Source organism: Streptococcus sp. E24BD (assembly GCF_041807825.1).
GTDB lineage: Bacteria > Bacillota > Bacilli > Lactobacillales > Streptococcaceae > Streptococcus > Streptococcus entericus.
Genome location: NZ_JBGTZB010000017.1, coordinates 1 through 25,106 on the forward strand (window position 1 = coordinate 1; position 25,106 = coordinate 25,106).

Consider the following 25,106-nt stretch of genomic DNA (forward strand, 5'->3'; position numbering starts at 1 on the left):
GTTTCAGAAACTTTGAAAAGACAAAACTCGCATTTTCATTGCCATAAACATAAAACGAGAGAAGACAAGAACTGTCCTCTCTCGGTGTTAAGTGGGTCAACCCACTACAGTTGACAAAGAGCCTCAAAAGCCAGCACTAGGCTGACTTTTAGATTATTTCTCCAAGTTCCAAATCTCCTCAGCATACTGGGTGATGGTATCGTCGGAGGTAAATTTATCAGAAGTCGCAATATTCATTAGGCTCATGCGTGACCAGGTCTTCTTGTCACGATAAAGGGCATCAATGCGCTCCTGCGCTGCCACGTAGGACGCAAAATCTTCCAGCAAGAAATACTCATCGTTATGGGTAATCAGAGCATCGTAAATCTCGCCACCTTCGCGCTGACTGTTTTGAATCGTCCCATTGACAAAGGTATCGACCACACGGCGTAGGACAGGATTGTTCTCATAAACCCCACGGGCGTAATAATCATGAGCCGCGTAGTGCGCGTAAACCTCGTCCTTGGTCATACCAAAGATGACAATGTTGTCATCGCCACACTCGTCCTTGATTTCGATATTAGCCCCATCAAGGGTCGCTAGAGTCACGGAACCTGTCATCATGAATTTCATGTTTGAAGTTCCAGAAGCTTCCTTAGAAGCTAGAGAAATTTGCTCTGACACATCCGCCGCTGGGATAATCAGTTCAGCCAAGCTGACGTTGTAATTTTCAAGGAAAACCACCTTGAGTTTGCCATTTAGGTTGGCATCATTGTTGATGAGGTTAGCCAATTCGTTGATGAGTTTGATAACAGACTTGGCAAAGTGGTAGCCAGGTGCTGCTTTGGCACCGAAAATGAAGACACGAGGCACCATGTCCTTGTCTGGGTTATCCTTCAAGTCATGATAGAGTTTGATGATATGAAGGACATTGAGCAACTGGCGCTTGTAGGCATGGAGACGCTTGACCTGCACATCAAAGATGGCATCTGTCGACACCTCAACACCTGTTGTCTCTTTGATATAAGCTGCTAGACGGGCTTTGGCCTGCTGCTTGACCTGATAGAACGTATCAAGCACAGCCTCATCATCAGCAAAGGCAGTCAGTTTTCTGAGCTCGTGAATATCCGTGCGCCAGCCATTGCTAATGGTTTCATCAATGGCAGCAGACAACTCAGGTGCCGCAATTTGCGTCCAGCGGCGCTGCACGATACCATTGGTCTTGTTGTTAAACTTCTCAGGATACAGCAAATAGAAATCGCGCAAGGTATCCTCAGTTAACAGGTCTGAATGGAGCTTGGCCACCCCGTTAACCGAATGCCCACCAATGATAGCCAAATGCGCCATGTGGACCTGACCGTCACGAATGATGCGTGTGCGATTGATTAAGTCCGTATCGCGACCCAAACCAGCTTGTTCTGCGACAAAACGATTATCAATCTCGTGGATAATCTGGGTAATCCGTGGAAGAACCTCTGTAAAGAGACCGGCATCCCATTTTTCCAAGGCTTCTGCCAAGATGGTGTGGTTGGTGTAGCTCATGGTTTTGACGGTCGTCGCCCAAGCCAAATCCCACTCCAAGCCATACTCATCAATCAAAAGACGCATGAACTCAGCTGGTGCAACCGCAGGGTGGGTGTCGTTGATGTGGACAGAAACTTTTTCATGGATAGCTTCCAGCGGCAAGCCCTGCTTGAGATAGGACTTGATGATGGTTTGAAGGCCAGCTGAGGTCATGAAATACTCTTGCGTTAAGCGGAGCTTCTTGCCTTCGATGCTGCTGTCTTCAGGGTAGAGCACTGCAGTGATGTCCTTAACCCGACGACGGCTCTCGATGGTTGGGTAGTGGAGTTCCTCTTCCTCAGGGATTTCGACATCCCAGAGGCGCAAGTTGTTGACCACGCCGTTTTGGAAGCCAATCTGAGGTACATCGTAAGGCACAGCACGCAGGGTCTGGGCATTTTCATAAACAGGCTTAAACTTGCCGTTGTCGTCCATTTGCAGGTAGACATTGCCGTAGATTTTGACATCAACAATGTCGTGGTCCTGACGGACTTCCCAGACGTTACCAATTGACCCGAACCAAGTATCTGGCAACTCCACCTGATAACCATCAACAATCCGTTGCTTGAAGAGACCGTAGCGGTAGCGGAGACCATTACCACAACCTGGATAGCCTGTGGTCGCTAGGGAATCCATGAAGGCCGCTGCCAGACGCCCAAGACCACCGTTACCGATCGCCATGTCGTGCTCAGCATTTTTCACCGCATCAAAATCAATCCCTAGCTCGTTAAAACCTGCCTTAACCGTGTCTAAAATGCCCAAGTTGAGCAAGTTTGTCTCCAGCATCCGTCCTGGCAAGAATTCAATGGAGAAATAGTAAGCAATTTTTTGTTGCTTATCAACCAATTCCTGTTTGCGGTTAAGCCATGGACGGGTCGCATATTTGCGCACCACTCGCGCTAAGGCGACAAAAAGTTCTGATGGCGTCGCCGTTGCCACCTTGATAGCATTTTCCTGATGGAGTTTGTCCTTGAAATCGCGGACAAAATGCTCCACCGTCAGGTCATTTTCAAAAAAAGTCATGTGTTTTAAGTATCCTTTTTATTTTTTTGGCAATGGCAAAGCAGCCGTCTATAATTGCTCATATAAATTGATGTAGGCTAGGCTAGCTGTCTCCCATGAAAAATCCTGAGACATGGCTGACTGCTGTAATGTCGCCCAGTCATCTTGACGATTATAATATACATCCAAGGCATTTTCAAGTGTTTTGGTCAGCAAATACCCTGAAAGCCCTTTAAAGGCGAATCCTGTCCCTGACTTGTCAAATTGGTTGTAAGGTTGAACCGTGTCACGTAGACCACCGACCTCATGCACCAAGGGCAGACTGCCGTAGCGCATGGCCATCATCTGAGACAGTCCACAAGGCTCAAAGGCTGACGGCATGAGGAAAAGGTCGCTAGCCGCATAAATCTGCTGAGCCAACCCCAAATCAAAAGTAATATTAGCCGACAACTTATCTGGGTATTGGCTAGCAAACCAAGCGAAGGTCTGCTCAAAATCGGCATAACCAGTTCCCAAAAGGGCAACCTGCACATCAAATTGCAGGATATGGTGCAGCTCGCTGACCACCACATCAAAGCCTTTTTGGTCGGTCAAACGAGACACGACCCCAATCAGAGGAACATCTGCCCGCACAGGCAGACCCAATTTTTCCTGTAAGAGCGCCTTGTTTATCGTTTTACCAGATAGGTCTCCTGCGGAGAAGTGTGCAGGCAGGTGCGGGTCGGTCTCCGGATTAATCAGATCGGTATCAATCCCATTGACAATCCCCGTCAACTTACCAGCTTCCATCCGCATAATCACGTCCAAGCCCTTGCCGAACTCAGGGGTCATGATTTCCTCAGCATAGGAGGGTGAGACCGTCGTCACACGATCGGCATAGAGCACGCCAGCCTTCATCCAGTTAAGGCAATCATTCCAGCGCAAGGCGCCATCCTCATAACGCTCAGCACCAACCCCAAACAAGTCTCCCAGCATGGCAGGGTCAAACTGCCCTTGGAACTCGATATTGTGAATGGTAAACACCGTCTTAATCCCACGGTAAGCGTCAATCCAGTCGTATTTTTCCTTGAGCAAATATGGCATCATGGCGGTGTGGTAGTCATGGACGTGGAGCACATCTGGGATAAAGCCGACCTGCTCCATAGCTTCCAAGGCTGCCAGTTGGAAGAAGGCAAAGCGCTCGCCATCGTCCCAGTCCCCATAAACCTTACCTCTGAAAAAATAATGCTGATTATCCACAAAGTAGAAGGTCACCCCGTCACGCACCAAACGCTTGATGCCGACATACTGACGACGCCAGCCAACTTGAGTGTAAAAATAGCAAACCTCCTCGACCTGATCGCCGAATTTACCTGCCACCACGTCGTAGTAAGGTAGCATCACCGCCACCTCGTGCCCATGCTGAACAAGAGATTTAGGCAATGCCCCAATGACATCGCCTAAGCCTCCTGTCTTGGCAAAAGGTGCCCCTTCTGCCGCGACAAATAATAATTTCATCCGATAATGTCTCCTGTGATTTCTTGACCCTTACCGATAACAATCGGATTGTCCTTGCTGCCACGAATGGTCACACCAGCTGGAATAGTGACAGACTTATCAATAATGGCATACTCAACCCTTGCCCCAGCTTCGATGGTGACCTTTGGAAAGACCACTGAGTGAGCGATATGAGCACCTTTTTCCACACGGCAAGACCGAGACACGATGGAATGGTCAACCTCACCAGCAATAATGCTACCAGAGGCAAATTGGGAATTGGTCACCTTAGAGCCGTCTGCAAAATAAGTCGCCTCTTCGTTTTTCACTTTGGTGTACACTTTTTGATTAGTGTAAAGGAGTGAGTGGAATTTCTGCAGATCCAGCATGTCCATGTTAGCCTTATAATAAGACTGGACGGAGCTGATATTGGACAGGTAGCCAGTGTATTCAAAAGCCAGAGCTTTTTCAGACACAATCAGCTCGCGCAAGAGGAAGCGGAGCTTCTTCGGATTGTCCTTTTTAGCTTCCTCTTCCATCTTTTCAATCAACCAAGGCGTGTTAACAACATAAATGTCAGCTGACATATTTTGCGTTTCAACCGTGGTATCATTGTTTTCGATACCAACAACGTTGTCCCCCTCATCGATGGTCAAGATGGCATTGGCATCCGAACGAGCCTCTTTTGGCAATTTTTTGTAAACGACCGTGATATTGCGCTTATTGACATTGTGGAGGTGAAGCACACCTTCAAGATTGATGTTGCTGAGGATATCACAGGACATGTAGACTGTCTGGTCAGAGCCTGATCGCTTGAGGTAGGTCAAAATCTGCTCATAGTAGTCCCTGTCCGTCACCTCACTGGCCACATCCGTCTGATAGAACCCAAGGAAATAATGGCTGAGCAGGGTATTTAATCCCCACTCCCGACCAGATCGGATATGGTCGAAGACTGAGCGGATATTTTGCCCACGGAAAATCCCATAGACACTACGAATACCTGCGTTGGCCAGTGTTGAGAGCTGGAAGTCAATCAGGCGGTATTTGCCGTCAAATGGCAGAGCAGCCAGAGGACGGTTGTCTGTCAAGCTGCCCATGTCTGGGTAGCCAACCGCATTGCCTAAAATCGCTGAATACTTATCAATCTTCATTTGGAATACCTACTTTCTCATCGTAACCCACTACTTGCACCTCTTGCGTCCCATCAATCACAACACCGTCACTGATAATCGCTCCTTCTCCGATGATGGCACGAGTAATTTTTGCCCCTTTACCAATCTTAGCCCCGGTCATGATGAAGCTGTCCTTAATCTCAGCCCCTTCCTTGACCTGAACATTGGTTGACAAAATGGAGTGCTCAACACTACCTGCCACAAAGCAGCCATCAACAACCAAAGAATCCTTGACACTGGCTGTCTCGGTGATAAAGTTTGGCGGTGCGATATGGTTTTTGGAGTAAATTTTCCATGAACGGTCACGACTGTCCAGTTCGTTATCAACAGCGATATACTCCATGTTAGCCTCCCAGAGGGATTCGATGGTGCCGACATCTTTCCAATAACCTGAGAAGTTATAGGTGTAAACCCGCTCACCAGACTCCAGATAGGCTGGGATGACATGCTGACCAAAGTCAGACATATCGATATTGTTCTTTTCAGCAGAGACCAAAAGTTCACGCAGACGGGCCCAGTTGAAGATATAAATCCCCATGGAAGCCTTGGTTGATTTTGGCTGGGCTGGTTTTTCCTCGAACTCAACGATACGGTCATTGGAATCCGTGTTCATGATGCCAAAACGGCTAGCTTCCTTAAGTGGTACGTCGATAACCGCCACTGTCAGGCTGGCTTGATTGTCCTTGTGGGTCTGGAGCATGTCATCATAGTCCATCTTGTAGATGTGGTCACCTGACAGGATCAGGACATACTCTGGATTGATGCTGTCAATGTAGTCGATGTTTTGATAAATGGCATGGCTGGTACCTAGGAACCAACGGTTGCCTTCTGTAGCGGAGTAAGGTTGTAAGATAGTCGCTCCGCTATTGATCCCATCAAGTCCCCAAGAAGAACCGTTCCCGATATGGCTGTTGAGCGCCAAGGGCTGGTACTGGGTGATGACACCGACGTTGTTGATGCCTGAGTTGGCACAGTTAGACAGGGCGAAATCGATAATGCGGTAGCGACCGCCAAATTGCACAGCAGGCTTGGCGATGCTTTGGGTCAGCTTGCCGAGGCGCGTGCCTTGACCACCTGCTAGAATAAGGGCTAACATCTCATTTTTCATAGGTTTTTCCTCTTTTTTATTGTTTTTCTTATTGCTTTCTGTCCCTGCGCTTAACCTTCCAGATGGAAGCACCGAGGGCTGGGAGAGTGAAGCTAAGGGTATGGTGATAATCTTTCCAGAGACCTTGTTGTGTTTTGGTTAGCGGATTATGCTCTTTCCATACGCCACCATAGATTTCAAGTTCTGTATTGAAGACTTCTTCATAAAGCCCTGCCATAGGCACACCGATGGTAAAACTTGGTCGTTCAACAGGTGCCATGTTAAAGACGCAAATCAGAAGCTCGCCTTTGGCATTTTTCCGAATAAAGGACAGGACAGACTCCGCACGGTTATCCGCATCGATAATCTCAAGTCCCTCATAACGGTCGTCAATCTGCCAGAGCACCTTGTTATCCTTGTAGAACTGATTGAGGGTACGTGTGAATGCTTGCATCTTGGCATTCATCTCGTCCTCCAGATTGCTCCACTCCAGCTGGTAGTCGTGTTTCCACTCGAGGAACTGACCGAACTCGCTGCCCATAAAGAGCAGTTTTTTCCCAGGGTAGCAAATTTGGTAGGTGTAGAGATTGCGCAGACCAGCGAACTGGTTGTACCGATCACCGAACATCTTGTGCATGAGGCTCTTCTTGCCATGGACAACTTCATCGTGGGAAAACGGCAGGACAAAGTTCTCATTGAAGCAATACATGAAGCTGAAGGTCACTAGATTGAACTCATGCTGCCGATAGATGGGGTCCATCTCGTAAAAGCGGAGAATATCATTCATCCAACCCATGTTCCACTTGTAGTCAAAACCAAGACCGCCCTGCTCAATCGGCTGGGTAATCGGTGTTGCAGCGGTCGACTCCTCGGCAATCATCATGACATCAGGATGGCGTTCCTTTATGACCCGATTGAGTTTCTGCAAGAATGCAATGCCTTCTAAATTATGGTTCCCACCGTCCTTGTTTGGCAACCAAGGGCCATCATCGTAATCTCGGTAGAGCATGTTGCTAACCGCATCGACACGAATGCCATCAATGTGATAATGCTCAATCCAGTAAAGGGCTGAGGAAATCAGGAAGGACTGAACTTGATGTTTCCCAAGGTCAAAGTTAAGCGCTCCCCAACGGTAGTTGTTGGCCTCATGCTCTCCCTGATACTCAAAGGTCGGTGTCCCATCATAATAGGCTAGGGCATCATCATTTCTGGTAAAATGCCCAGGCACCCAGTCAACCAAAACCCCAATATTGTGCTGGTGACAAGTGTCCACAAAGGCTTGAAAATCCTCAGGCGTCCCATAACTATACTCAAAGGCAAAATAACTCATGAGTTGGTAGCCCCAAGACGCGCCAAGTGGATGCGCCATCAGGGGCATAAACTCCACATGGGTGTAGTTCATCTCGACCAGATAAGGGATTAACTCCGCCGTTAACTCCTTAAAGGTATAAGGCTTGCCCGTCTCGTCTTGTTTCCAAGAACCAGCATGCACCTCATAAATATTGACCGGCCGCTCCTTAAAGCCCCAGCGCTTGCGCCGCCCCATCCAGAGCCCATCACCCCACTTGTAGGACCAATCGGTCTTGATAACCGCCGCTGTCCCTGGACGTGCTTCCAGATAGCGGGCAAAAGGGTCGATTTTCTCCACCTGCGAGCCATCGCTACGTGTCACCAGATACTTGTAGAGCTGCCCTTCATGCGCTTGGGTGCTCACGGCCTCCCAAATACCTGCTTCATCTTTTGCCATGGGCAATGGCTGAGCTGTCCAGTCGGTAAAATCACCAATAAGAGCAACAGCTTGCGCATTTGGTGCCCAAACCCGAAAGGCATAACCATCCCCCTCACGGTGAACCCCTAGAAAGTTCTGGGCATAGTACTGCTCACCTTGTCCAAAGAGCCATGTTACTTCTTGTTTTCCCAAATAAATCCCTCCTTTTTATGTCAAACGTTTGACATTATTCTAAAAAACAAAAACCAACCCTTAAAAAAAGGATTAGTTTTGATTGTCAAGGACCAGATAAGTCAACGGTTCCAATTCTAAATGAGTTAAACGGAAACGTTTACTATTTGTTCCTATTATAGCACAGTTCTCGATACTTGTCATCTGTATTTCGAGATTTTTTCCACTATTATTGAAAAATATTTTGTAATTTTTTTCTCCGCTTACTGAAAATTCTATAATTCCCGAACCTTTATCAGCAAAATTAACAAAAGTCTTCTGGCGAATCTCCTCAAAGGTCGGAGATGAAAAAGCACTGTCCGTCGTTTTCAGAACAATCAAGTTCCTTAACCGTTCAACCATCTCTTTGTTAGTCGTCACCAAATCCCAATCCACCTGATTGACTTCATCAGGAGCATTGTAAGAATTCATGGCCCGCTCTCGGTCATCCTGAGTCAATTGACCATTTTCCCCTGTCGGATAAAGTTTTGTTCGTCCAAACTCCTGCCCCAGTTGAACAAAGCACATGCCCTGCAGGAGCAGATTGAGGGCATTGGCAACTTCGATGCGCCTGAGATGAATTTCCTCGTCATCATCTGGGTGCAAGTGCCAAAAAAGGTCATTAAGGTTGTAGTTGTCATGGGCTTCGATATAGTTGAGAACCTGATGTGGTGTGAGATAGCCATTAAGCTCATCACTGCCGAGAATACTTCTAGCCACAACATCTTCTGTCGCAGCCCCTGAAACAAGACCACGTTTGAAATCACCATAGACTTCTGCCCCTTTGATGGCATCACGTTGGTCGTCGTTGAAAAATCCGACCCCAGGCATCAGGTGAGCATTGGCTTTTTTAGCCTTAGCCTCTGGAATCAAGCCTGTCCCCATGTCCCACCCCTCACCATAGAGGAGAATCCGAGGGTCAACTTCATCAACAGCTTGGCGAATGACATTCATGGTCTCCACATCGTGCAGTCCCATGAGATCAAATCGAAAACCGTCTACCCCATATTCCTTTATCCAGTAGAGGATGGAGTCAATCATGTACTTGCGGAACATTTCCTTGTCACTCGCCGTCTCGTTCCCACAGCCTGATCCATTGTGGAAAGACCCATTTGCCGTCATGCGGTAATAATAATCAGGCACTGTCAGCTGAAAGGCTGAATCACGGTTGGAGTAGGTATGGTTGTAAACCACATCTAAAATCACCCCAATTCCTGCCTCATGGTAGGCTTGGATAACTTGCTTGAGCTCTAAAATTCGAGTAGCTGGATTGTGCGGGTTGCTGGCAAAAGAAGCCTCTGGGACATTGTAATTTTCAGGGTCGTAGCCCCAGTTATAGGCATAGTTCCCCTCGTCATCAAAAGTCTGGTGGTGATCAAAGACTGGTTGAAGCTGGATATAGTTTACCCCCAGAGACGTCACATAATCAAAGCCTGTCTTATCCCCATACTGGTTAATCGTTCCTTTTTCGATAGCCCCTAAGTACTTCCCTCGATGTTCTGGAGAAATACCAGAGGTAGGGGACTTCGAAAAATCACGGATATGCATTTCCATGATGACGGCCTGATTAGGATTATCCAGTCGCCAAGAAGCTGCTGCACCATGAACAACCTCAAATCCTGTCGGAACTAACTCCTCAGGTGCAATCAAGACTGACCGTTTCCCATCAGCTGTTGTCGCTGTGGCATAAGGATCCCTACTGTGCTTAAAGGTTCGCTTGCGGTAGTAAATCCGGTAGCGATAAGCCTGATAGTTATGGTCACCAGGTATAGTCGCAAACCAGACACCGCAGGTGTTTTGCTGATGGTCATCCGGGCTGCTGACCTGACCTCGCTCCATCTCGAACACCTCACGGACACTAGCTCTATCCTCAGTAGACTGATAAAAAATTAGTTCAACGCGTTCAGCGGTCGGTGCCCAGAGGCGAAACTCAGCTGCATCCGGACTATACCTAGCCCCTAACCAACCTGAGAATCCCCACTTGTGATCAAAAGCTCTGCTATTGACCGCCATATCATAGGCATGCGGCTGACGACGACCATAGTGAGGGCTAGCTACTGCTGCCTGACGGGAATAATAGACCATCTCGTCACCATCTACCAACCAAATCTCGGTCTTTTTCATACCAAACTCACGGTGAATGGCGTAGTCACTCGTTTTTTCCCCCCAGTTTTTCGTCTTTATCATCACATAGACCTTGGGGAGGAAATAAGGAGCAGGGTAGGTGAGGTTCGCGACCGCACCAAAGCTGTCAAAACGTTGAAAATGCGCTTCTTTTCCCTCTTGAAAGTCCCGCCATTGCCACAAATTGAGGTCAAAATAATTTTTATACCGACTATGAAAATGAACCGTTACACGGTTTTCTAGTACCATTTTGCTTGTTTTTATCCCCTTCTATTCTTGTTTTGGAGCCCTTTTCTCCCAGTCATCTACCTCATGACTAAACTTTTGAGCCATAGCAAGGCGTTCGAGTTCGGCAGGGCTAGCCACCATCGCCTCATCGGCAATGTCATCTGTATTGACAAAAAAGGTAATATGCTTATTTAGATTTTCCAACTTAATTGGGGCATCACCGCCATATTCGCCATCCAGGTTAATCATCATGCGTTGATCACTTGTTGGGTGAATGGTGATGGTTCTGGTTTTGATGTAAACCACACGCTTGTCCTCGATATGTTTGCCACCGTTTAAGACCAAGCGAATCAAATCTAAAATTTCCAGCAAATTAGCTGTCTTGATTAAAATCAAGGTGAAAAATCCATTATCCAGCTGAGCATCTGGTGCTAGCTGCTCAAACCCTCCAACCGAGTTGGTTAAGGCTGCAAAGATGAGAGAGACTTCCCCTTCAAAAACACCCTCATCGTGCTCAATCCGAAGAGGAATCATGGTCAATTGAGGCAATAACTCCACTCCCTTAACCAGATAGGCGAGGTAACCAAACATGGTTTTGAGTTGGCTAGGCACAGCATACGTCACCTCTGTCAAGCTACCCGCTGCAGCGATATTGATAAAATACCGCTCCCCGTAAGCTCGCCCAATATCCATCTGCAAGACCTGATTTTTACCAATCAGTTTTGCTGCTGCAACAGGATTCCCACGCGGAATTTTCAAAGCCCTAGCATAGTCATTGGTGGTGCCGGCTGGAATAATAGCAAGAGCTGGACGTTTATCTAACGGTGCAATGCCGTTGACCACTTCGTTTATCGTACCGTCCCCTCCACCAACAACAATCAAATCAAAACCTGCCAAAGCAGCTCGCTTGGCTTCTTCAAGCGCTGAATTCGCCTCTGGTTTAGTCTGAAAGGCAGACGTCTCATAGCCAAAACCTTCCAGAATCTCCAAAATTTCCGGCACTGCCTTGAGCATCAGCTCCTGACCAGAGGTCGGATTATAAATCAATCGTGCACGTTTTTGCATTTCGTTACCTCCTACAGGTTCTCGAGCCAAGCTTCATCGCGGACCGGAATACCCAGTTCTTGCGCTTTGGTTAGTTTACTCCCCGCATCTGCACCTGCAACGACAAGGCTAGTTTTCTTAGACACAGCGCCTGAGACTTTGGCGCCAAAGGCTTCTAGCTTTTCCTTAGCCTCGCTTCGGGTCAGGCGCTCCAACTTACCCGTCAAAACTACGGTTAGTCCCGACAGCTGAGCATCTGCCGCCACCCGTTGACCGAGATAAGCGAGATTAACTCCCCTCGCCTCGAACTCCGCAAGGACCTGTTTAGCGCCTTCCGTGGCAAAATAGCTGAGCAGGTTGGTGGCAATCACCCCACCTAAACCATCTATTCCAGCGATGTCATCTTCCTCAGCCGTCGCTAGCGCTTGTATACTCCCAAACTTTTCTAGGAGGAGCTTGCTGGCTTTACTGCCCACATGCCGAATGCCCAAGCCAAAAAGCAGTTTCTCTGCTGAATTATCTTTACTAGCTTGGATAGCTTCGTAGAGCTTGGTAGCTGATTTTTCCTTGACATTTGGTAAGGTCAGCAACTGGTCGATGGTCAACTGATAAAGATCAGCCACATCATGTACCAGCCCTTTGGCAAATAATTTCTCAACCACAGATGGACCTAGACCTGCGATGTTCATGGCATCACGACTGGCAAAATGTTCCAGACGAGCCTTCATCTGGCTAGGACAGAGCGGGTTGATGCATCGCAGAGCTACTTCGTCAGCGTAGTGATCCAGTTCTGCCTGACAGGAGGGGCAGGTGGTTGGAATTGCCATAGGCTCTTGCAGGGTACGTTTGCTTTCTACCACACGCAGAACAGCTGGAATGATGTCACCCGCCTTATAGACGATAACCGTATCTCCAATCCGAATATCCTTGTCCGCAATGTAGTCAACATTGTGCAAGGTCGCACGGCTGACAGTCGTTCCTGCCAACTGGACTGGGGTCAGATTGGCAGTCGGTGTCACCACACCTGTCCGACCAACGGTCCAATCCACCGACTGGATAACGGCTTCTTTTTCCTCAGCCGGAAACTTATAGGCGACAGCCCACTTGGGCGCCTTAACCGTAACCCCCAATTCCTCCTGCATGGCTAGACTGTTAACTTTGATCACAATCCCATCTATATCGTATGGAAGACTGTTCCTCTGCTCGGCTATTTCTTCAATAAATCGCCAAATTTCCGCCATATCACTAGATATGAGCGAACGATTGTTGACCGAAAAGCCCAGATGGCGCAGATTGGCTAACACCACCTCCTGACTGTCTAGGCTGATTGCCCCTGCTATCTGATAGAGGAAGGTCGCCAGCTGACGCTTGGCAACCACAGCCGTATCCAACTGACGCAAGGTCCCCGCCGCCGCATTTCGTGGATTGGCAAAGACAGGCTCGCCTGCTTCCTGCCGCTCTGTGTTGATACGGTCAAAGGCAGCCCGTGGCAAATAAGCCTCTCCCCGAACAGTCAGGTCGACGGGCTCAGGCAGAGTCAGGGGAATATCCTTAATCCGCTTGAGGTTTTCGGTGATATTCTCACCGACTGTCCCATCACCACGTGTCGCACCCACAACGAGTTTCCCTGCCTCGTAAGTCAGCGAAATTGACAGCCCATCAATCTTTAGCTCTGCCAGATAGGTCGCTTGTGGGAACTCCGCCTTTACTCGACGGTCAAATGCTTCTAACTCCTCTAAAGAAAAGACATCTTGTAAGGAAAAGAGGGGATAGGCGTGCTGGTGTTTGTCAAAACCTGCCAAAACCACACCACCCACACGATGGGTTGGGCTATCAAATAAGACAAACTCAGGATAAGCAGTCTCTAACTCAACCAGCTGACGATAGAGCTGATCATACTCACTGTCGGACACACTGGGATTATCCAAGGTATAGTACTCATAAGCATAGCGGTTGAGTTGCTCAACCAAGGTTTTCATCTGTTCTTGCATAGGACTATTATACCATACAAAGTGCATCAGTGAACATGACAAAACACTAGACTGGCATCACCAATCTAGTGTTTATTAGCTTATTTAGAGCGTCTTCTCAAACCAGCCAATCCTAGAGCTGCAACAAGGGCTGCACTTCCGAGAAGAGCAACGCCTGAGCCTTGCTCTCCTGTATTTGGCAAGCTTGGTTTGCTAGAGTTTATTGGAGTTTGCGCTGACACTGATGATGCTGTCGGCTGGTTTGTCTGGATTTCAGCTGTTGGGGTAGACGTTGTCGGTTGGCTAGTTACTGGCGGAGTTGTTTTACCTGGATAATCGTTCTTGTCTTCTAGATTCGTCTCAGCTAGAAGCTCTACATAATCTACAAAACCATCGCCATCGGTATCCAGGTCTTTTTTAACAGAAACGAGACGAGTTTCTGGGTTAATCTTACCGTAGCGCTCTTCTGAAATTTCAGTTTTTCTGAGGAAATCGGAGAGCACGCTATCCATGCTTGGCCCTTCTTCGCGTTTACCGCCGAGCATGTTGTAGCCATCACCACCTGCTGCTAGGAAATCGTTGGTTGCTAGGTAGTAGGTCTTGGTTAAATCCAAGTCCTGATAGCTGTCAGTTACCTTGTCATAAATTTTAATGCCTAAAATCCGTTCCTCCGCAGGTAGATTGGTATCATAGACGACGTATGCCCCAGACACATGGAGGAAGCCACCGCTAGCTTCAAGTAAGGGATTGCCATTGCTATCAAGAACCGGCTGACCGTCCTTTTGCTGTGTGATAGAACCCAATGACTTGGTAAACATGTCTTTAATCTGCTGACCAGTCACTTCGATCTGGGAAATAATGTTACCAAATGGCAAAACAGCAATAATATCACCCTTGGTCACTGGTTTATCCTTAGCGATGGTCGCACGAAGGCCACCACCATTTGTCACTGCTAAATGAGTCGGATGACTGAACCCTGTTTGACCGTAGTCCCAAAGGGCATCAGCAACCAAATTCCCCAAATTGGTTTCACGAACGCGAACATTTTCGCGGTCGCCATTAAGCTCAACAGGGCTATTGTCCAGAACAACAACAGCGTTCTCTGCATCGTATTTTGCTTTGATGGCAGCTACCTTTTCAGCAATAGCTGAGTTAGCTGTTAAAGCTTTGCCGTCTTTCATCGTAATAAGACCAGCTTCTACACCTGCTTGAGAAAGCGTGATTTTACCAATATTATTAAGGTAGCTTCCTGTCTGCGTGTAGGTCACATTAGTGCCATATTTGGCTTGAGAAACAGTATGTGAGTGCCCGTCAATGACAATCACCCGCTTATTTTTCAAGAGTTCGTTAGCTGCTAAGGCTTCTGCTAGGGTACTGCCCTGCCATGCCACAGGAGTTGTGCTATCAATCCCCAAGTGGGCTAGGATAACGTAGTTGTTATAGGACTGGCGTGCCTCAATCTCAGTGATAACATTGTTCACTTCTGTAATCGGATCACGAAACTCAACGCCGTTAACGTTATTTGGATGGGTTTTAGTTGATGTTTCAGGTGTGGTCACACCGATAACGACAAACTCATCACCAGAGACGTCAGGTGTCTTGTCAACAATCGTGGACGCTTCAAACAGACGAGCACCATTGACATAAGTGTTGGCACTGAGAAGCGGGAAGTTCAGAGATTGTTTATACTTTTCAGCCTGTTCCAAACTAAAGTCAAACTCGTGGTTCCCAACTGCCATCGCATCATAGCCGATGTCGTTCATGAGCTCAGCCATGTCCTCACCCTTAGTCGAGTTAGAAATCGGTAGACCTTGGAAAGCATCACCAGCATCTAAGACTAAAGTCGGTCCTTCTTGACGGGCTTCTTCCACTGCTGTCGCAAGCTTGGCCATACCAATCACATCACGTCCTTCCTCAATTCGACCATGAATGTCGTTGGTGTGAAGAATGGTAACCTGGTCAGATGATGGCTGACTTCCAGCTGTCTCCTCTGCCTGAACTGTTGTGGACAAGATTGTCGCAGACAAAAAGAGACCAGACAATGTTGGCAATAGCAACGATGTTTTCTTCATCATATCCTCCAATAATAAAAACGTTTCACACTTTTTATTATACAGGAATATCGTTCAAGAATAAAGTAATAATAGTTTATTTTTACAAAATATTCGTCTTTAACGGAGCCAATCAATTTCTAGCAAGCCCCGACTAGTCAAAAATGCATTTGCCTTTGAAAAAGGACGGCTGCCAAAAAAACCACGATAAGCCGATAAGGGGCTAGGGTGGGCTGATTCTAACACCAAATGCTGAGGGTTAGTCACCAGTGCTTTTTTCTTTCGTGCATAAGATCCCCAGAGGATAAAAACAACTGGTTGCGCTTGCTGATTAACCACCCGGATAACCGCATCTGTAAAGGTCTCCCAGATAAGACCAGCATGCCCATTGGCCTGACCAGCAGGCACCGTCAAACAGGCGTTTAAGAGCAAAACCCCCTGCTCAGCCCATGGTGTCAAATCATGATGAGACCGCTCACCCAAATCGTCAGCTAGCTCCTTGAGGATATTTTGGAGAGATGGCGGAGCAGGCAGGTCATTAGGAACAGAAAAAGACAAGCCCTGCGCTTGCATGGGGCCGTGATAGGGATCCTGACCTAAAATAACCACCTTGACTTCTTCTAAGGCTGTTGTTTGCAGGGCAGCAAAGACCTTATCCTTTGGCGGATAGACTGTTCCCTGTGCATAAACGTCATTTAAAAAATGATTGATGTTGGCAAAATACCCCTCAGGTAGCTCTGACTTAATCAAGTCATGCCATGTTGAATGTGCCATGTTTCGACCTCCTTTTTTTGGCTTTATTGTACAGGACTTAACCTAAAAAATCAAACCATCCTTGAACCAGTTAATAGACCTGTAGCCGCTTTTCCAGCTCTGCTTGCCCCAAAGCATAGAGGGTACAAATCACCCAATAAATCAGCGACACACAAATATAAACGGTCATGTAGTCCCACCTGGCTCCACCGACGATTTTTGCCTTTTGAAACATCTCTGGAACACTGATCATGGCGGTAATGGCTGTACTTTTAACCATGTCCAATAAGACATTACTCAACGGCGGTAAGGCAATCCTAAACGCCTGGGGAATAATCACCTTACGGTAGATGCTAGCGATGGGTAACCCTAGAGCACGTGCCGCCTCCCATTGCCCCTTGTCAACCGCCTGCAAGGAGGAGCGAATTATTTCTGAAATGTAAGCACTAGACATGATGCTAAAAGCCAAAATGCTAGAGGTTACCGCATCAAATTTTATCCCAACATAAGGTAGACCAAAATAAATCAAAAAGAGAAACACCATCATAGGAATCCCCCTCATCAGGGATAAATGTGCCTGCACCAGCCAGCGCAAGGGAGCAAAACGCGACAACCGAGCCACTGCCACGAAAAAGCCTAATAGTGTTCCTAAGCCAAAACCAATCAGTGATAAGCCCAAGGTCCAGGGCAAGCCCTCTAAAATTTTGGGGATAGCTTCCTTGGCCACCTCAGGGTTAAACATTGCTTCCCAGCGAATATCCATATTTTTTCTCCTTTTGATCTATTTATGCTATTGATCTCCAACACGAGAAGATGAGAGGCTAAGTCAAGCGCCAAACCTCAACTGTACTTTTCAATATGTCAGACCGCCAAGCCTGGTTCATTCACTAACAGTCAAGCCTTAACATTCATTAGACCTATCTTGAAAAAGCTCGTCTTCCACTCAACACTGCCATTTCCAAAGCTTCCTCTAGGCTTTCTATCCATCGATTCGTTCAAGGATTCACGCACGATTTGAAACATTTTGTATTTTTTGATATAATACAATTATAATATATAATAAGCACTCAAGCGATGTTAAACACATCGTCGCAAGACATTAGAAAGGATGCGCTAAGCGCAAGTGGTAACTTTTCATAGTATATAAAGTCATCTTTTTTTGGATCTGCCTTTTGATCGTTCTTTTTTCTGATAAACTTTTCAAAAAGCATACCCTTGCTTGGAAAATAGTTTTCGCTATCCTAGCAGCAATCGCTTCGATATCGTTTATGTTCTAGTAACCACTTTAAAGACCTCCTTTGGGAGGTTTTTTAGTCACCTCCTCTTAAAAAAGTTCAGCATGACCTACTAATCCATATAACGTTTAGGACTTTTCATCAAAAAAAAGCGACAGCACCGACTGCTGTCAGTCTGGTTGGCTGTCCCTCTATGATGTTTTATTTTGAAAAATCAACTACTGGCAATTTATCCGCACCCTCTTCAGGCTTAGTCAAATCAGCACCTGAATAGTATTTTTCAGACAAAGCTTTTAAAGTGCCATCAGCAATCATCTCTTCAATGATTGGATCGATTTTCTGTTTCAAGCTGTTATCAGCCTTGTTCATCACCATGGCTTGTTTGGTTGGGTTATACTTGGCTTTACCCATGGCAAGGTTAGGGAACTGTTCCTTCATCATTTCGACATAGAGCGCTTGGGTGTAGTAATCGTTTGGAATGAAATCTGTTCGACCATTCTCAACGTCGCGTAGGTAAACATCGCCTGACACGTTGTCATAAGTGACCAATTCTGCACCAAGTTTTTCTGCCAATTTCATAAAGTTGGTTCCTGCTTCACCAGCAGCTTTTTTGCCCTTCCAGTCAGACAAGTCAGCTTTTTCGATGCCTGATGACCCATCTGCACGGACAATCATCCCACTGACAGAGTATTTGTAAGGAACAGAGAGATTATACTTTTCCTCACGCTCTGGGGTACTGTCTAGATTGTTCACAAAAAGGTCAACACTACCGTTATCAACAGAAGCAAAGGATTCTGCAAAAGCCAGTTCTTGGTATTCCACCTTGATACCGAGACGCTTAGCAATTTCGTTTAATAGCTCAATTTCGTACCCTGTCAATTCGTCCTTGTCATTATGAAACGACGTCGGCCAATAGGTTCCTGGCGTTGCAACTTTAATGACACCTGCTTGTTCAATCTTTTCCCACTGGGTGGTTTCTTTAGCAGTATCAGCTGACTTGCCAGAACAAGCCACTAGAACCAGCGACAAACCGAGAGTAAATAGAGCACTTAGTTTTTTCAACATGAGTTAGCTATCTCCTATTTTTTGTTGGTAAACCTACCACGTTCTATAGATTAACACGTCAAATCACTTTTGGCAAGCGTTTTTAACCGAACAACTCACATTTCTAACCTATAACAGTTGGGCAACTGCCAGCTGTTTTATAGCACCTGTCTGATCCAACTGCTCAGCTATTGAAAGGAGCATATCCTCCCGACCCTTAGCCGCCATGAGTTGAATACCGATAGGCAAACCGTCTGATCGCTCATAGGTTGGCAGGCTGAGCGCAGGCTGTCCTGTCAGATTGGCATGCGCTGTGATTGGTGTCACGGCAAGGGCTGGCGCAAACATCTCCCAGATCAGCTCCTGCTGCTGGCTCATGGTATAGTGATCCATTTGGATTAATCGCTGACGCACCGCATCTGATGGGGTTAACTGACCGTGTAGAGGCGCCACATCAGCCACTGTCGGGGTCAACAGCACATCATAAGTCTCATGGAAGACCGCCATCTGATGACTGAACCGATCCCAGTCTTGCAGCGTTTTTGAATAGACTTGAGCTGGAATGGTCAAACCACTCCGATAAATAGCCCAGGTCATCAGTTCCATATCATCAGGCGTCACTTGCCGTCCCAGCCCCTCTTCGATCTCAGCGAACATCTGAGCAGTTTCCACGCTGTTCATCAGGTAATAAGACTGCAAGAGCGCCACCGCATCGACAGGGTAGTCGTCCAGTTCAACCACATCATGCCCCAAGTCACGCAGGGCTTGGGCGGCTTCTGCCACCGCTGCTTGGGCGGCTTCTGACAGCTGTGTTCCCACAGGAGACTGGGGAAAATAGGCGATCTTTAACGATGTCTTAATCGGCTGATAAAAGCTTTCCTGAGATAAGGTCGGCAGAGGAAATGGGCTCTCCAGCTGGCAAGTCTGCAAGTCCCAGAGCAAATTTCTGGTGTCACGAACGGATTTGGTCAGGGCAAAATGACTAGACGCTCCCTGCCATCCTCTGAAAGACGTCGGACCAACTGGCACCCGACCACGACTAGGTTTAAGTCCGATTAAGCCATTAAAACTAGCCGGAATCCGAATAGAGCCGCCGCCATCACTAGCTCCTGCTAGCGGCACAAGCCCAGCTGCCACCGCTGCTGCTGCGCCTCCGCTAGATCCGCCTGCATTTCGGGTCAACTCTCGAGGGAGATTGACTGCACCGTGTAAACTACTATCAGAGATATTTTTGAAGCCAAACTCAGGCGTATTGGTGCGACCAAGAATGACAAAACCAAGCTCCTCCAATCGTTTGACCAGGTTATCTGTGGTGCTGGCACGATAATTGGCAAAAAGCCGTGAGCCAGAAGTCGAGAGTTGCCCTGCTTGGTTTTGACCTAGGTCCTTGAGCAAGATAGGAACACCCGCAAAAGGACGGTCTGACGTCCCTTGTCGGTCTAACTGGTCAGCAATCGCTAACGCCTCCTCGTACTGGGTACTGACAACCGCATTGATGAGCGGATTGAGACGTTCTATACGCTGGATAGTCTTCTCCACCAGCTCACGCGCCGTCAGCTCTTTTTGGCGAATCAGCTCTGCCAGCCCCGTGGCATCCTGACGGATCAGCTCTTCTTCCATTCGTCTTTCTCCTTTCCTCTATCACAACATTCCGTTTCCTTAGCCATGTCCTGCAAGTCATCTTTTACATCTGGTTCAATCGCCAACTCACCCTGATTAAGCATGTCAAGTAGTTCATCAACGACCAGCCCCCATTCATCGTGGTCTAGAAAAGTCTGAAAACGGTACGTGTCCTGTTCTGACAGACTCTCACTGCAAGCCTCAAGTCAGGCTTGCAAGCGACTTTTCATGATAGCTAGCGGCATGATTTTCTTAGTGATGTGCATCTTGCATGTCACCTTGTATAACGCAACTAAAGGCTATAAAAGCACTTGGCAATGGACAAATGTCACCTTTTTTAGCAAATGGGAGGAGGTCAACTCCCGCCACAAGCAACTGCACCTTTGCTGGCTTACTTTTCTACCCTTAGCCCCTGGGTGTCGACAATCAACTGCACTAGCTCACCATCGTGACCCAAACGGTTGACCGCCTGACTGATGAGTTCTACCTTGTCTCTAGGGGCTAAAATCATGATGGTTGGACCTGCTCCTGACAGATAGACCCCGTAAGCACCAGCTGCCAGAGCAGTCGATTTGACACTGGCAAATTCTCTGACGAGACGTTGACGGTAAGGCTCATGGAAATGGTCATTTTGAATAGCCTTGCCAGCCAGCACCATATCACCTGTCAATAGGCCCGTAATAGCCATATTGGATACCGCACTGGCCGCTACTGCTTCCTTGTAAGACAAGGTCTCAGGCAAGACCCCACGGCTCTCGCTAGTCTTGAGCTCATAGCTCGGAATGTAAGCCAAGAGCGAGCAGACAGGAAAGGGTGCTACCAGATGGCTCAGTTCCCCATCCACATAAGACGCCACGACGAGATTACCAAAAATCGCTGGGGCAACGTTGTCAGGATGCCTTTCAATGCTGTTGGCTATCCGTAATTTATCCTCATCAGACAGTTGCAAGTTCCCCAGCTGATTAGCCAGTTCAATCCCCGCCACAATCACGGAACTCGATGACCCCAGCCCTCGAGCCAGAGGAATATCACTGCTCATCTTTAACCGATGTGGCAACAGGTTCTCACTCACTTCAAGCGCTGTTGTAATGAGCAAGTTGGTCTTATCAGCAGGAATCTCCTCACTCAAGTCATGCTCGATGATCCAGTTTTCTGTACCCTCTAGCACCTCAACCGTCAGGTATTTGGACACTGCCACACCAACCGAGTCAAAACCCGGTCCGATATTGGCTGAGGTCGCTGGAACGATAATCTTCATCTCACACCCCCAGTACCTTAAAGTGATTGAGCAGGGTTACTTGATCTGCTGTTGCAATTTGCGTCCGTACCCGATCCAGCTGTACTAAACTCATCTCGTGGGTGACAATCACAACACGAGCGGTCTCGCCGTCCCCTTCAGTTTGTAGCACCTGTTGGAAGGAGATGTTTTCCTTGGCAAATAGCTGAGCTAACTTAAAGAACTGACCTGCTTCATCCTTGATGGACAGAGCAAAATAGTAGGAGTTCGTCACGTCCTCAGGCTGAGCCAGATGAGTCTCTTGAGCAAAACCATTAAAAGCTGAAATCACTTGACCATTTGTGATGGCTCTGCCCAATTTGACCAAATCCGCCACGACAGACACCGCTGTCGGTTTCTGACCTGCTCCTGGTCCATAAAACATGGATTGACCGATACCGATAGACACCACAAAGACAGCGTTCATGACGCCGTTGACGCTAGCCAGCGGATGCGATTTTGGCAAGAAGGTCGGCGCCACCTCAACTGATAAGCCTGATGCTGTTTCACGCACATCACCAACCAGTTTGATGACATAGCCCAGTTGCTGAGCCATGATCACATCAGCAGGCGTGATGGTCGAAATCCCACTGTGACGAACGGTCTCAAAATCAACCGTCATGCCAAAACCAAACTGACTAAGGATAGCAGCCTTGTAGGCCGCATCTATCCCCTCGACATCGTTGGTCGGATCGCTCTCCGCATAACCCAGCTCCTGTGCAGTTGCCAGTGCCTGCTCATAAGACCAGCCTTCGTCCACCATTTTGGTTAGCATGAAGTTTGAGGTGCCGTTGAGCACCCCCAACAGACGAGTGACCTTATCAGCTGTCAGAGAGTTTGCTAGTGTCCGCAAAATCGGAATGCCACCAGCCACCGCCGCCTCATAGTAAAACCCAACCTGGTGCTGATTGGCCAGCGCCAACAGTTCCTTGCCATGCACCGCAATCAAGTCTTTATTAGCTGATACCACGTGCTTGCCTGCTGCCAATGCCTGACTGATAAAGGTTTTTGCCGGCTCAATCCGTCCCATCAACTCAACCACGATTGCAATATCTTGGTCAGTCATAATCTCTGCCACATCGGTAACAAAATGATAGTCCTGACCAGCCTCTACAAGACGTTGTTTTTCTGATTCGTCCTTAACCAGAATTTTGGAAATCTCTAGTCGTCCTCCGACAGCCTGCTCAATCTTGCTGGCATTTTCCTCCAACAAGAATGGCACACCACTGGCTACCGTTCCAAATCCTAATAGTGCAATTTTAATCACGTTTGTCCTCACTCTTTTTTCTAAATGATGTATCTTTCAAATTATAACACAAACAGGTTTACAAAAGCTAGCCGAATCACCTCGTCTTCACTCTCTTAGGGATGAAAAAACACCTGTAACAGTTTCACTATCACAAGTGTTTTTTTCAGAAAAGTCATACTCCCCTCTTGTCGACTGCTGTCCTAAAATGAAATAGCAAGAGCAAGTAGACTTAATCCTTGAGTGAATGATTTCCTTCATCGGTTTAACAGGTTTGACTAGCTGTCTGTTGCTGCTTTAGTCCAGTCGCTCTTCCATGACAAAGTCGATTGGTAGCCAGTTGAGAATGTCAACCAGATGCTTTTCCCAATAATACCAGTCGTGAGTTCCTGCGGAGTGGCTAAAAGTCACCTCTAATCCTAGCTCTCTCAAGCGGTCAACAGCCGTCAGGTTAGCCTGATAGAGAAAATCTTCCTCACCGCACCAGGCCCAGAACTGGGTCTCTTTGTCGTGCTGCTCTGCCATTGTCTCCAAAGCATAAGGAGAGGTCGTCCAGTCATCCACCTGACCAAAGACGCCCTGCCAGTAAGCGGGCTTGGCCAGCTCCTTGGCTGTAAAGTTTTCAAAGGTGAGGGCCCCAGATAGGCTAGCCGCATAACCGAAGCGGTTGGTCTTGAGAGCTAAGGCAAAGGCACCATAGCCACCCATGGATAGACCTGCGATAAAGGTCTTCTCGCGCTTGTCAGTCATATTAGGGAAGAAACGCTTGAGCACGCGCGGCAACTCCTCAGCGATGGCGGTATAGTAGGCATAACCATACTGGGTATCCGTGTACCAACCGTTGCTGGTGTTGGGCAGAACCACAATCAGATTGGTCTGACGAACCAAGCGCTCGATGTGACTGCGTTTAAGCCAGCTGTTGTGGTTGCCATTCATGCCATGCAAGAGATAGAGCACAGGAATGTCCGTCAAGTCGGGCTCATTCACTCGACTAGCATCTGGGTAGATAACATTGACGTTCCACTCCATGTCCAAAACTTGCGAAAAATACTCGATGTTAAAAACAGCCATCTTAATTGTCGTCCCTTCTCGTGTCTTTATACCGCCTAATGACAAACTCATGTCCAGCGATGAACGCCGTCTGCACCGTATCAAAAACCTCTGGTTGAAAATCCTTACGAATAGTAAGAGTATTCAAGCAATCATAGCCTAATGATGTATACAAGTCTATGGCCGCCAGATTTCTCGCCGCCACTTCAATATAAAGCGAGGCAGAGTAAGCCCTAACCTTTTCTTCCAAGAGTCTCATGACCTGACGCCCAAAACCTCGTCCCTGATAGTCAGGACGAATAAAAAAATCTTCCAGCCAATCAATAGCACAATCTCGAGCACCCAGATGGGCAAAACCAATAAGTTCTGAACCATAAGACACCAGATAAAACAAATGCCCTTGCCCTGTCCAAGTCTGATAGTGTGTTAACAGCACCTCATCGGCCACCTGTTCCTGATTATGAACCAGCCAAAACTGAGCAATCAAAGACAAAATGGCTTTCTTATCCCGCTCATTAGCCAAACGCAAACTGACCATTCCCATCTACAATCCCCCATCCTCGTAAAACTTAGAATTCACCAAATGCTTAGGCTGGTAATTCTCAATCATCTGTACCAAAAACTCACCCAACTCCTCGTAGGTCGTCTCGTCCCCAATCATTTCCTTATAGGCATCCCGCTCTTCATCATTGGCTACTTTCTTAAAATAACCCCAGATGTGCTGGTAGGCAGTCCTCAGGGTCGCCCCTGTCGGGGCAATGGCTTGCGCTTCAGCCAAGAGGCGATAAAAATCCTTTTCTTTATCTGCCGACCAGTCATTGCCCTTAAAAAGCAGGCGAATAGCATTGTAATGAGCTTGCGAGTGTCCCATGACCCAGTACTTATGATAAGCCCACTGGGCTTGAATGGATGTCATCATCTCTTCCTCCTCAACCTTAGCACACTTGCTCGCCAGATTAGTCTGGTCAACCTCAAGCAGCGCAACAACCAAAAAACAGTCGCAAACAACAAGATGAGACCTGCCCCAATCAATGCCACTTGCTCTGCTTCAATCAGCTCAGTTCGAATCAGCAAAACAGTAGCAAGAGCAAGAACAGCCAAAAGGCAGAGATGAAGCAGGTAAATCACCCAAGCCAAGGCATACATTAGCCATGACAACGGTGTTGGGCGATCTGCCGCCACATCTTCGACAAAGAGTACAGATAGGTCCGCCAGCAATTCCAGAAACATCTCCAAAAACATGATAA

Annotated in this window: 19 protein-coding genes; all 19 read right to left on the reverse strand. The window is 47.5% G+C overall.

Going from position 1 to position 25,106, the window contains the following annotated elements; all coding sequences use genetic code 11:
- Positions 1-153 precede the first annotated feature (153 nt).
- Entirely contained in the window at positions 154-2,565 is a 2,412-nt protein-coding gene (locus ACERC5_RS05470) for a glycogen/starch/alpha-glucan phosphorylase (RefSeq protein ID WP_373658984.1), read from the reverse strand.
- Positions 2,566-2,613: 48 nt separating this feature from the next.
- The gene (gene glgA, locus ACERC5_RS05475; protein ID WP_373658983.1) at positions 2,614-4,041 is read right to left on the reverse strand and encodes a glycogen synthase GlgA; all 1,428 of its coding nucleotides are present in this window, start codon (positions 4,039-4,041) and stop codon (positions 2,614-2,616) included.
- Positions 4,038-5,171 (reverse strand): glucose-1-phosphate adenylyltransferase subunit GlgD, encoded by a 1,134-nt coding sequence (gene glgD, locus ACERC5_RS05480; protein ID WP_373658982.1) that lies wholly within the window; start codon positions 5,169-5,171, stop codon positions 4,038-4,040. Before glgD ends, glgA begins: the two co-directional genes overlap by 4 nt.
- Positions 5,161-6,300, reverse strand: coding sequence for a glucose-1-phosphate adenylyltransferase (locus tag ACERC5_RS05485; RefSeq protein WP_373658981.1), 1,140 nt, complete (start codon positions 6,298-6,300; stop codon positions 5,161-5,163). The genes glgD and ACERC5_RS05485 overlap by 11 nt, the downstream gene beginning before the upstream one ends.
- A 28-nt stretch (positions 6,301-6,328) precedes the next feature.
- Positions 6,329-8,200: a 1,4-alpha-glucan branching protein GlgB gene (gene glgB, locus ACERC5_RS05490; protein ID WP_373660352.1), complete on the reverse strand. Its 1,872-nt coding sequence runs from the start codon at positions 8,198-8,200 to the stop codon at positions 6,329-6,331.
- A gap of 72 nt (positions 8,201-8,272) precedes the next feature.
- Complete coding sequence (pulA, locus tag ACERC5_RS05495; protein ID WP_373660353.1) at positions 8,273-10,591, reverse strand: type I pullulanase; 2,319 nt, start codon at positions 10,589-10,591, stop codon at positions 8,273-8,275.
- A gap of 21 nt (positions 10,592-10,612) precedes the next feature.
- A complete protein-coding gene (locus ACERC5_RS05500; RefSeq protein WP_373658978.1) occupies positions 10,613-11,635 on the reverse strand; it encodes a diacylglycerol kinase family lipid kinase in 1,023 nt (340 codons plus the stop codon).
- Between the two features lie 11 nt (positions 11,636-11,646).
- On the reverse strand, positions 11,647-13,605 hold the full coding sequence (gene ligA, locus ACERC5_RS05505; RefSeq protein ID WP_373658977.1) for an NAD-dependent DNA ligase LigA: 1,959 nt from the start codon (positions 13,603-13,605) through the stop codon (positions 11,647-11,649).
- Positions 13,606-13,685: 80 nt separating this feature from the next.
- Entirely contained in the window at positions 13,686-15,656 is a 1,971-nt protein-coding gene (nt5e, locus tag ACERC5_RS05510; protein WP_373658976.1) for a cell surface ecto-5'-nucleotidase Nt5e, read from the reverse strand.
- 99 nt (positions 15,657-15,755) lie between these two features.
- On the reverse strand, positions 15,756-16,409 hold the full coding sequence (gene ung / locus ACERC5_RS05515) for a uracil-DNA glycosylase (protein WP_373658975.1): 654 nt from the start codon (positions 16,407-16,409) through the stop codon (positions 15,756-15,758).
- A 70-nt stretch (positions 16,410-16,479) separates the two neighbouring features.
- On the reverse strand, positions 16,480-17,151 hold the full coding sequence (locus ACERC5_RS05520; protein WP_373658974.1) for an amino acid ABC transporter permease: 672 nt from the start codon (positions 17,149-17,151) through the stop codon (positions 16,480-16,482).
- A 673-nt stretch (positions 17,152-17,824) separates the two neighbouring features.
- The gene (locus ACERC5_RS05525; protein ID WP_373658973.1) at positions 17,825-18,688 is read right to left on the reverse strand and encodes a transporter substrate-binding domain-containing protein; all 864 of its coding nucleotides are present in this window, start codon (positions 18,686-18,688) and stop codon (positions 17,825-17,827) included.
- 108 nt (positions 18,689-18,796) lie between these two features.
- Positions 18,797-20,287: an amidase gene (locus ACERC5_RS05530; RefSeq protein ID WP_373658972.1), complete on the reverse strand. Its 1,491-nt coding sequence runs from the start codon at positions 20,285-20,287 to the stop codon at positions 18,797-18,799.
- A 391-nt stretch (positions 20,288-20,678) separates the two neighbouring features.
- Positions 20,679-21,545: a homoserine kinase gene (gene thrB / locus ACERC5_RS05535; RefSeq protein ID WP_373660354.1), complete on the reverse strand. Its 867-nt coding sequence runs from the start codon at positions 21,543-21,545 to the stop codon at positions 20,679-20,681.
- A 1-nt stretch (position 21,546) separates the two neighbouring features.
- Positions 21,547-22,830 carry a homoserine dehydrogenase gene (locus tag ACERC5_RS05540; RefSeq protein ID WP_373658969.1) on the reverse strand — a complete coding sequence of 428 codons (1,284 nt, stop codon included), beginning with the start codon at positions 22,828-22,830 and terminating at the stop codon, positions 21,547-21,549.
- Between the two features lie 276 nt (positions 22,831-23,106).
- Positions 23,107-23,880: an alpha/beta hydrolase gene (locus tag ACERC5_RS05545; protein WP_373658968.1), complete on the reverse strand. Its 774-nt coding sequence runs from the start codon at positions 23,878-23,880 to the stop codon at positions 23,107-23,109.
- Between the two features lies 1 nt (position 23,881).
- On the reverse strand, positions 23,882-24,403 hold the full coding sequence (locus ACERC5_RS05550) for an N-acetyltransferase family protein (protein ID WP_373660355.1): 522 nt from the start codon (positions 24,401-24,403) through the stop codon (positions 23,882-23,884).
- Positions 24,404-24,778, reverse strand: a complete 375-nt coding sequence (locus tag ACERC5_RS05555) for a DUF1722 domain-containing protein (protein WP_373658966.1) — start codon at positions 24,776-24,778, stop codon at positions 24,404-24,406.
- Positions 24,775-25,101 (reverse strand): hypothetical protein, encoded by a 327-nt coding sequence (locus tag ACERC5_RS05560; protein ID WP_373660356.1) that lies wholly within the window; start codon positions 25,099-25,101, stop codon positions 24,775-24,777. The genes ACERC5_RS05555 and ACERC5_RS05560 overlap by 4 nt, the downstream gene beginning before the upstream one ends.
- Positions 25,102-25,106: the final 5 nt, after the last annotated feature.

What these genes read in the sequence shown, in the direction of transcription:
- ACERC5_RS05470 (WP_373658984.1), bottom strand. Translation starts at nt 2,565, where the DNA reads ATGACTTTTTTTGAAAATGACCTGACGGTGGAGCATTTTGTCCGCGAT.
- ung (WP_373658975.1), bottom strand. Translation starts at nt 16,409, where the DNA reads ATGGCACATTCAACATGGCATGACTTGATTAAGTCAGAGCTACCTGAG.
- ACERC5_RS05545 (WP_373658968.1), bottom strand. Translation starts at nt 23,880, where the DNA reads ATGGCTGTTTTTAACATCGAGTATTTTTCGCAAGTTTTGGACATGGAG.
- ACERC5_RS05485 (WP_373658981.1), bottom strand. Translation starts at nt 6,300, where the DNA reads ATGAAAAATGAGATGTTAGCCCTTATTCTAGCAGGTGGTCAAGGCACG.
- nt5e (WP_373658976.1), bottom strand. Translation starts at nt 15,656, where the DNA reads ATGAAGAAAACATCGTTGCTATTGCCAACATTGTCTGGTCTCTTTTTG.
- ACERC5_RS05550 (WP_373660355.1), bottom strand. Translation starts at nt 24,403, where the DNA reads ATGGGAATGGTCAGTTTGCGTTTGGCTAATGAGCGGGATAAGAAAGCC.
- ACERC5_RS05520 (WP_373658974.1), bottom strand. Translation starts at nt 17,151, where the DNA reads ATGGATATTCGCTGGGAAGCAATGTTTAACCCTGAGGTGGCCAAGGAA.
- glgA (WP_373658983.1), bottom strand. Translation starts at nt 4,041, where the DNA reads ATGAAATTATTATTTGTCGCGGCAGAAGGGGCACCTTTTGCCAAGACA.
- ACERC5_RS05530 (WP_373658972.1), bottom strand. Translation starts at nt 20,287, where the DNA reads ATGGAAGAAGAGCTGATCCGTCAGGATGCCACGGGGCTGGCAGAGCTG.
- ligA (WP_373658977.1), bottom strand. Translation starts at nt 13,605, where the DNA reads ATGCAAGAACAGATGAAAACCTTGGTTGAGCAACTCAACCGCTATGCT.
- glgD (WP_373658982.1), bottom strand. Translation starts at nt 5,171, where the DNA reads ATGAAGATTGATAAGTATTCAGCGATTTTAGGCAATGCGGTTGGCTAC.
- ACERC5_RS05500 (WP_373658978.1), bottom strand. Translation starts at nt 11,635, where the DNA reads ATGCAAAAACGTGCACGATTGATTTATAATCCGACCTCTGGTCAGGAG.
- pulA (WP_373660353.1), bottom strand. Translation starts at nt 10,591, where the DNA reads ATGGTACTAGAAAACCGTGTAACGGTTCATTTTCATAGTCGGTATAAA.
- ACERC5_RS05555 (WP_373658966.1), bottom strand. Translation starts at nt 24,778, where the DNA reads ATGATGACATCCATTCAAGCCCAGTGGGCTTATCATAAGTACTGGGTC.
- thrB (WP_373660354.1), bottom strand. Translation starts at nt 21,545, where the DNA reads ATGAAGATTATCGTTCCAGCGACCTCAGCCAATATCGGACCGGGTTTT.
- ACERC5_RS05525 (WP_373658973.1), bottom strand. Translation starts at nt 18,688, where the DNA reads ATGTTGAAAAAACTAAGTGCTCTATTTACTCTCGGTTTGTCGCTGGTT.
- ACERC5_RS05560 (WP_373660356.1), bottom strand. Translation starts at nt 25,101, where the DNA reads ATGTTTTTGGAGATGTTTCTGGAATTGCTGGCGGACCTATCTGTACTC.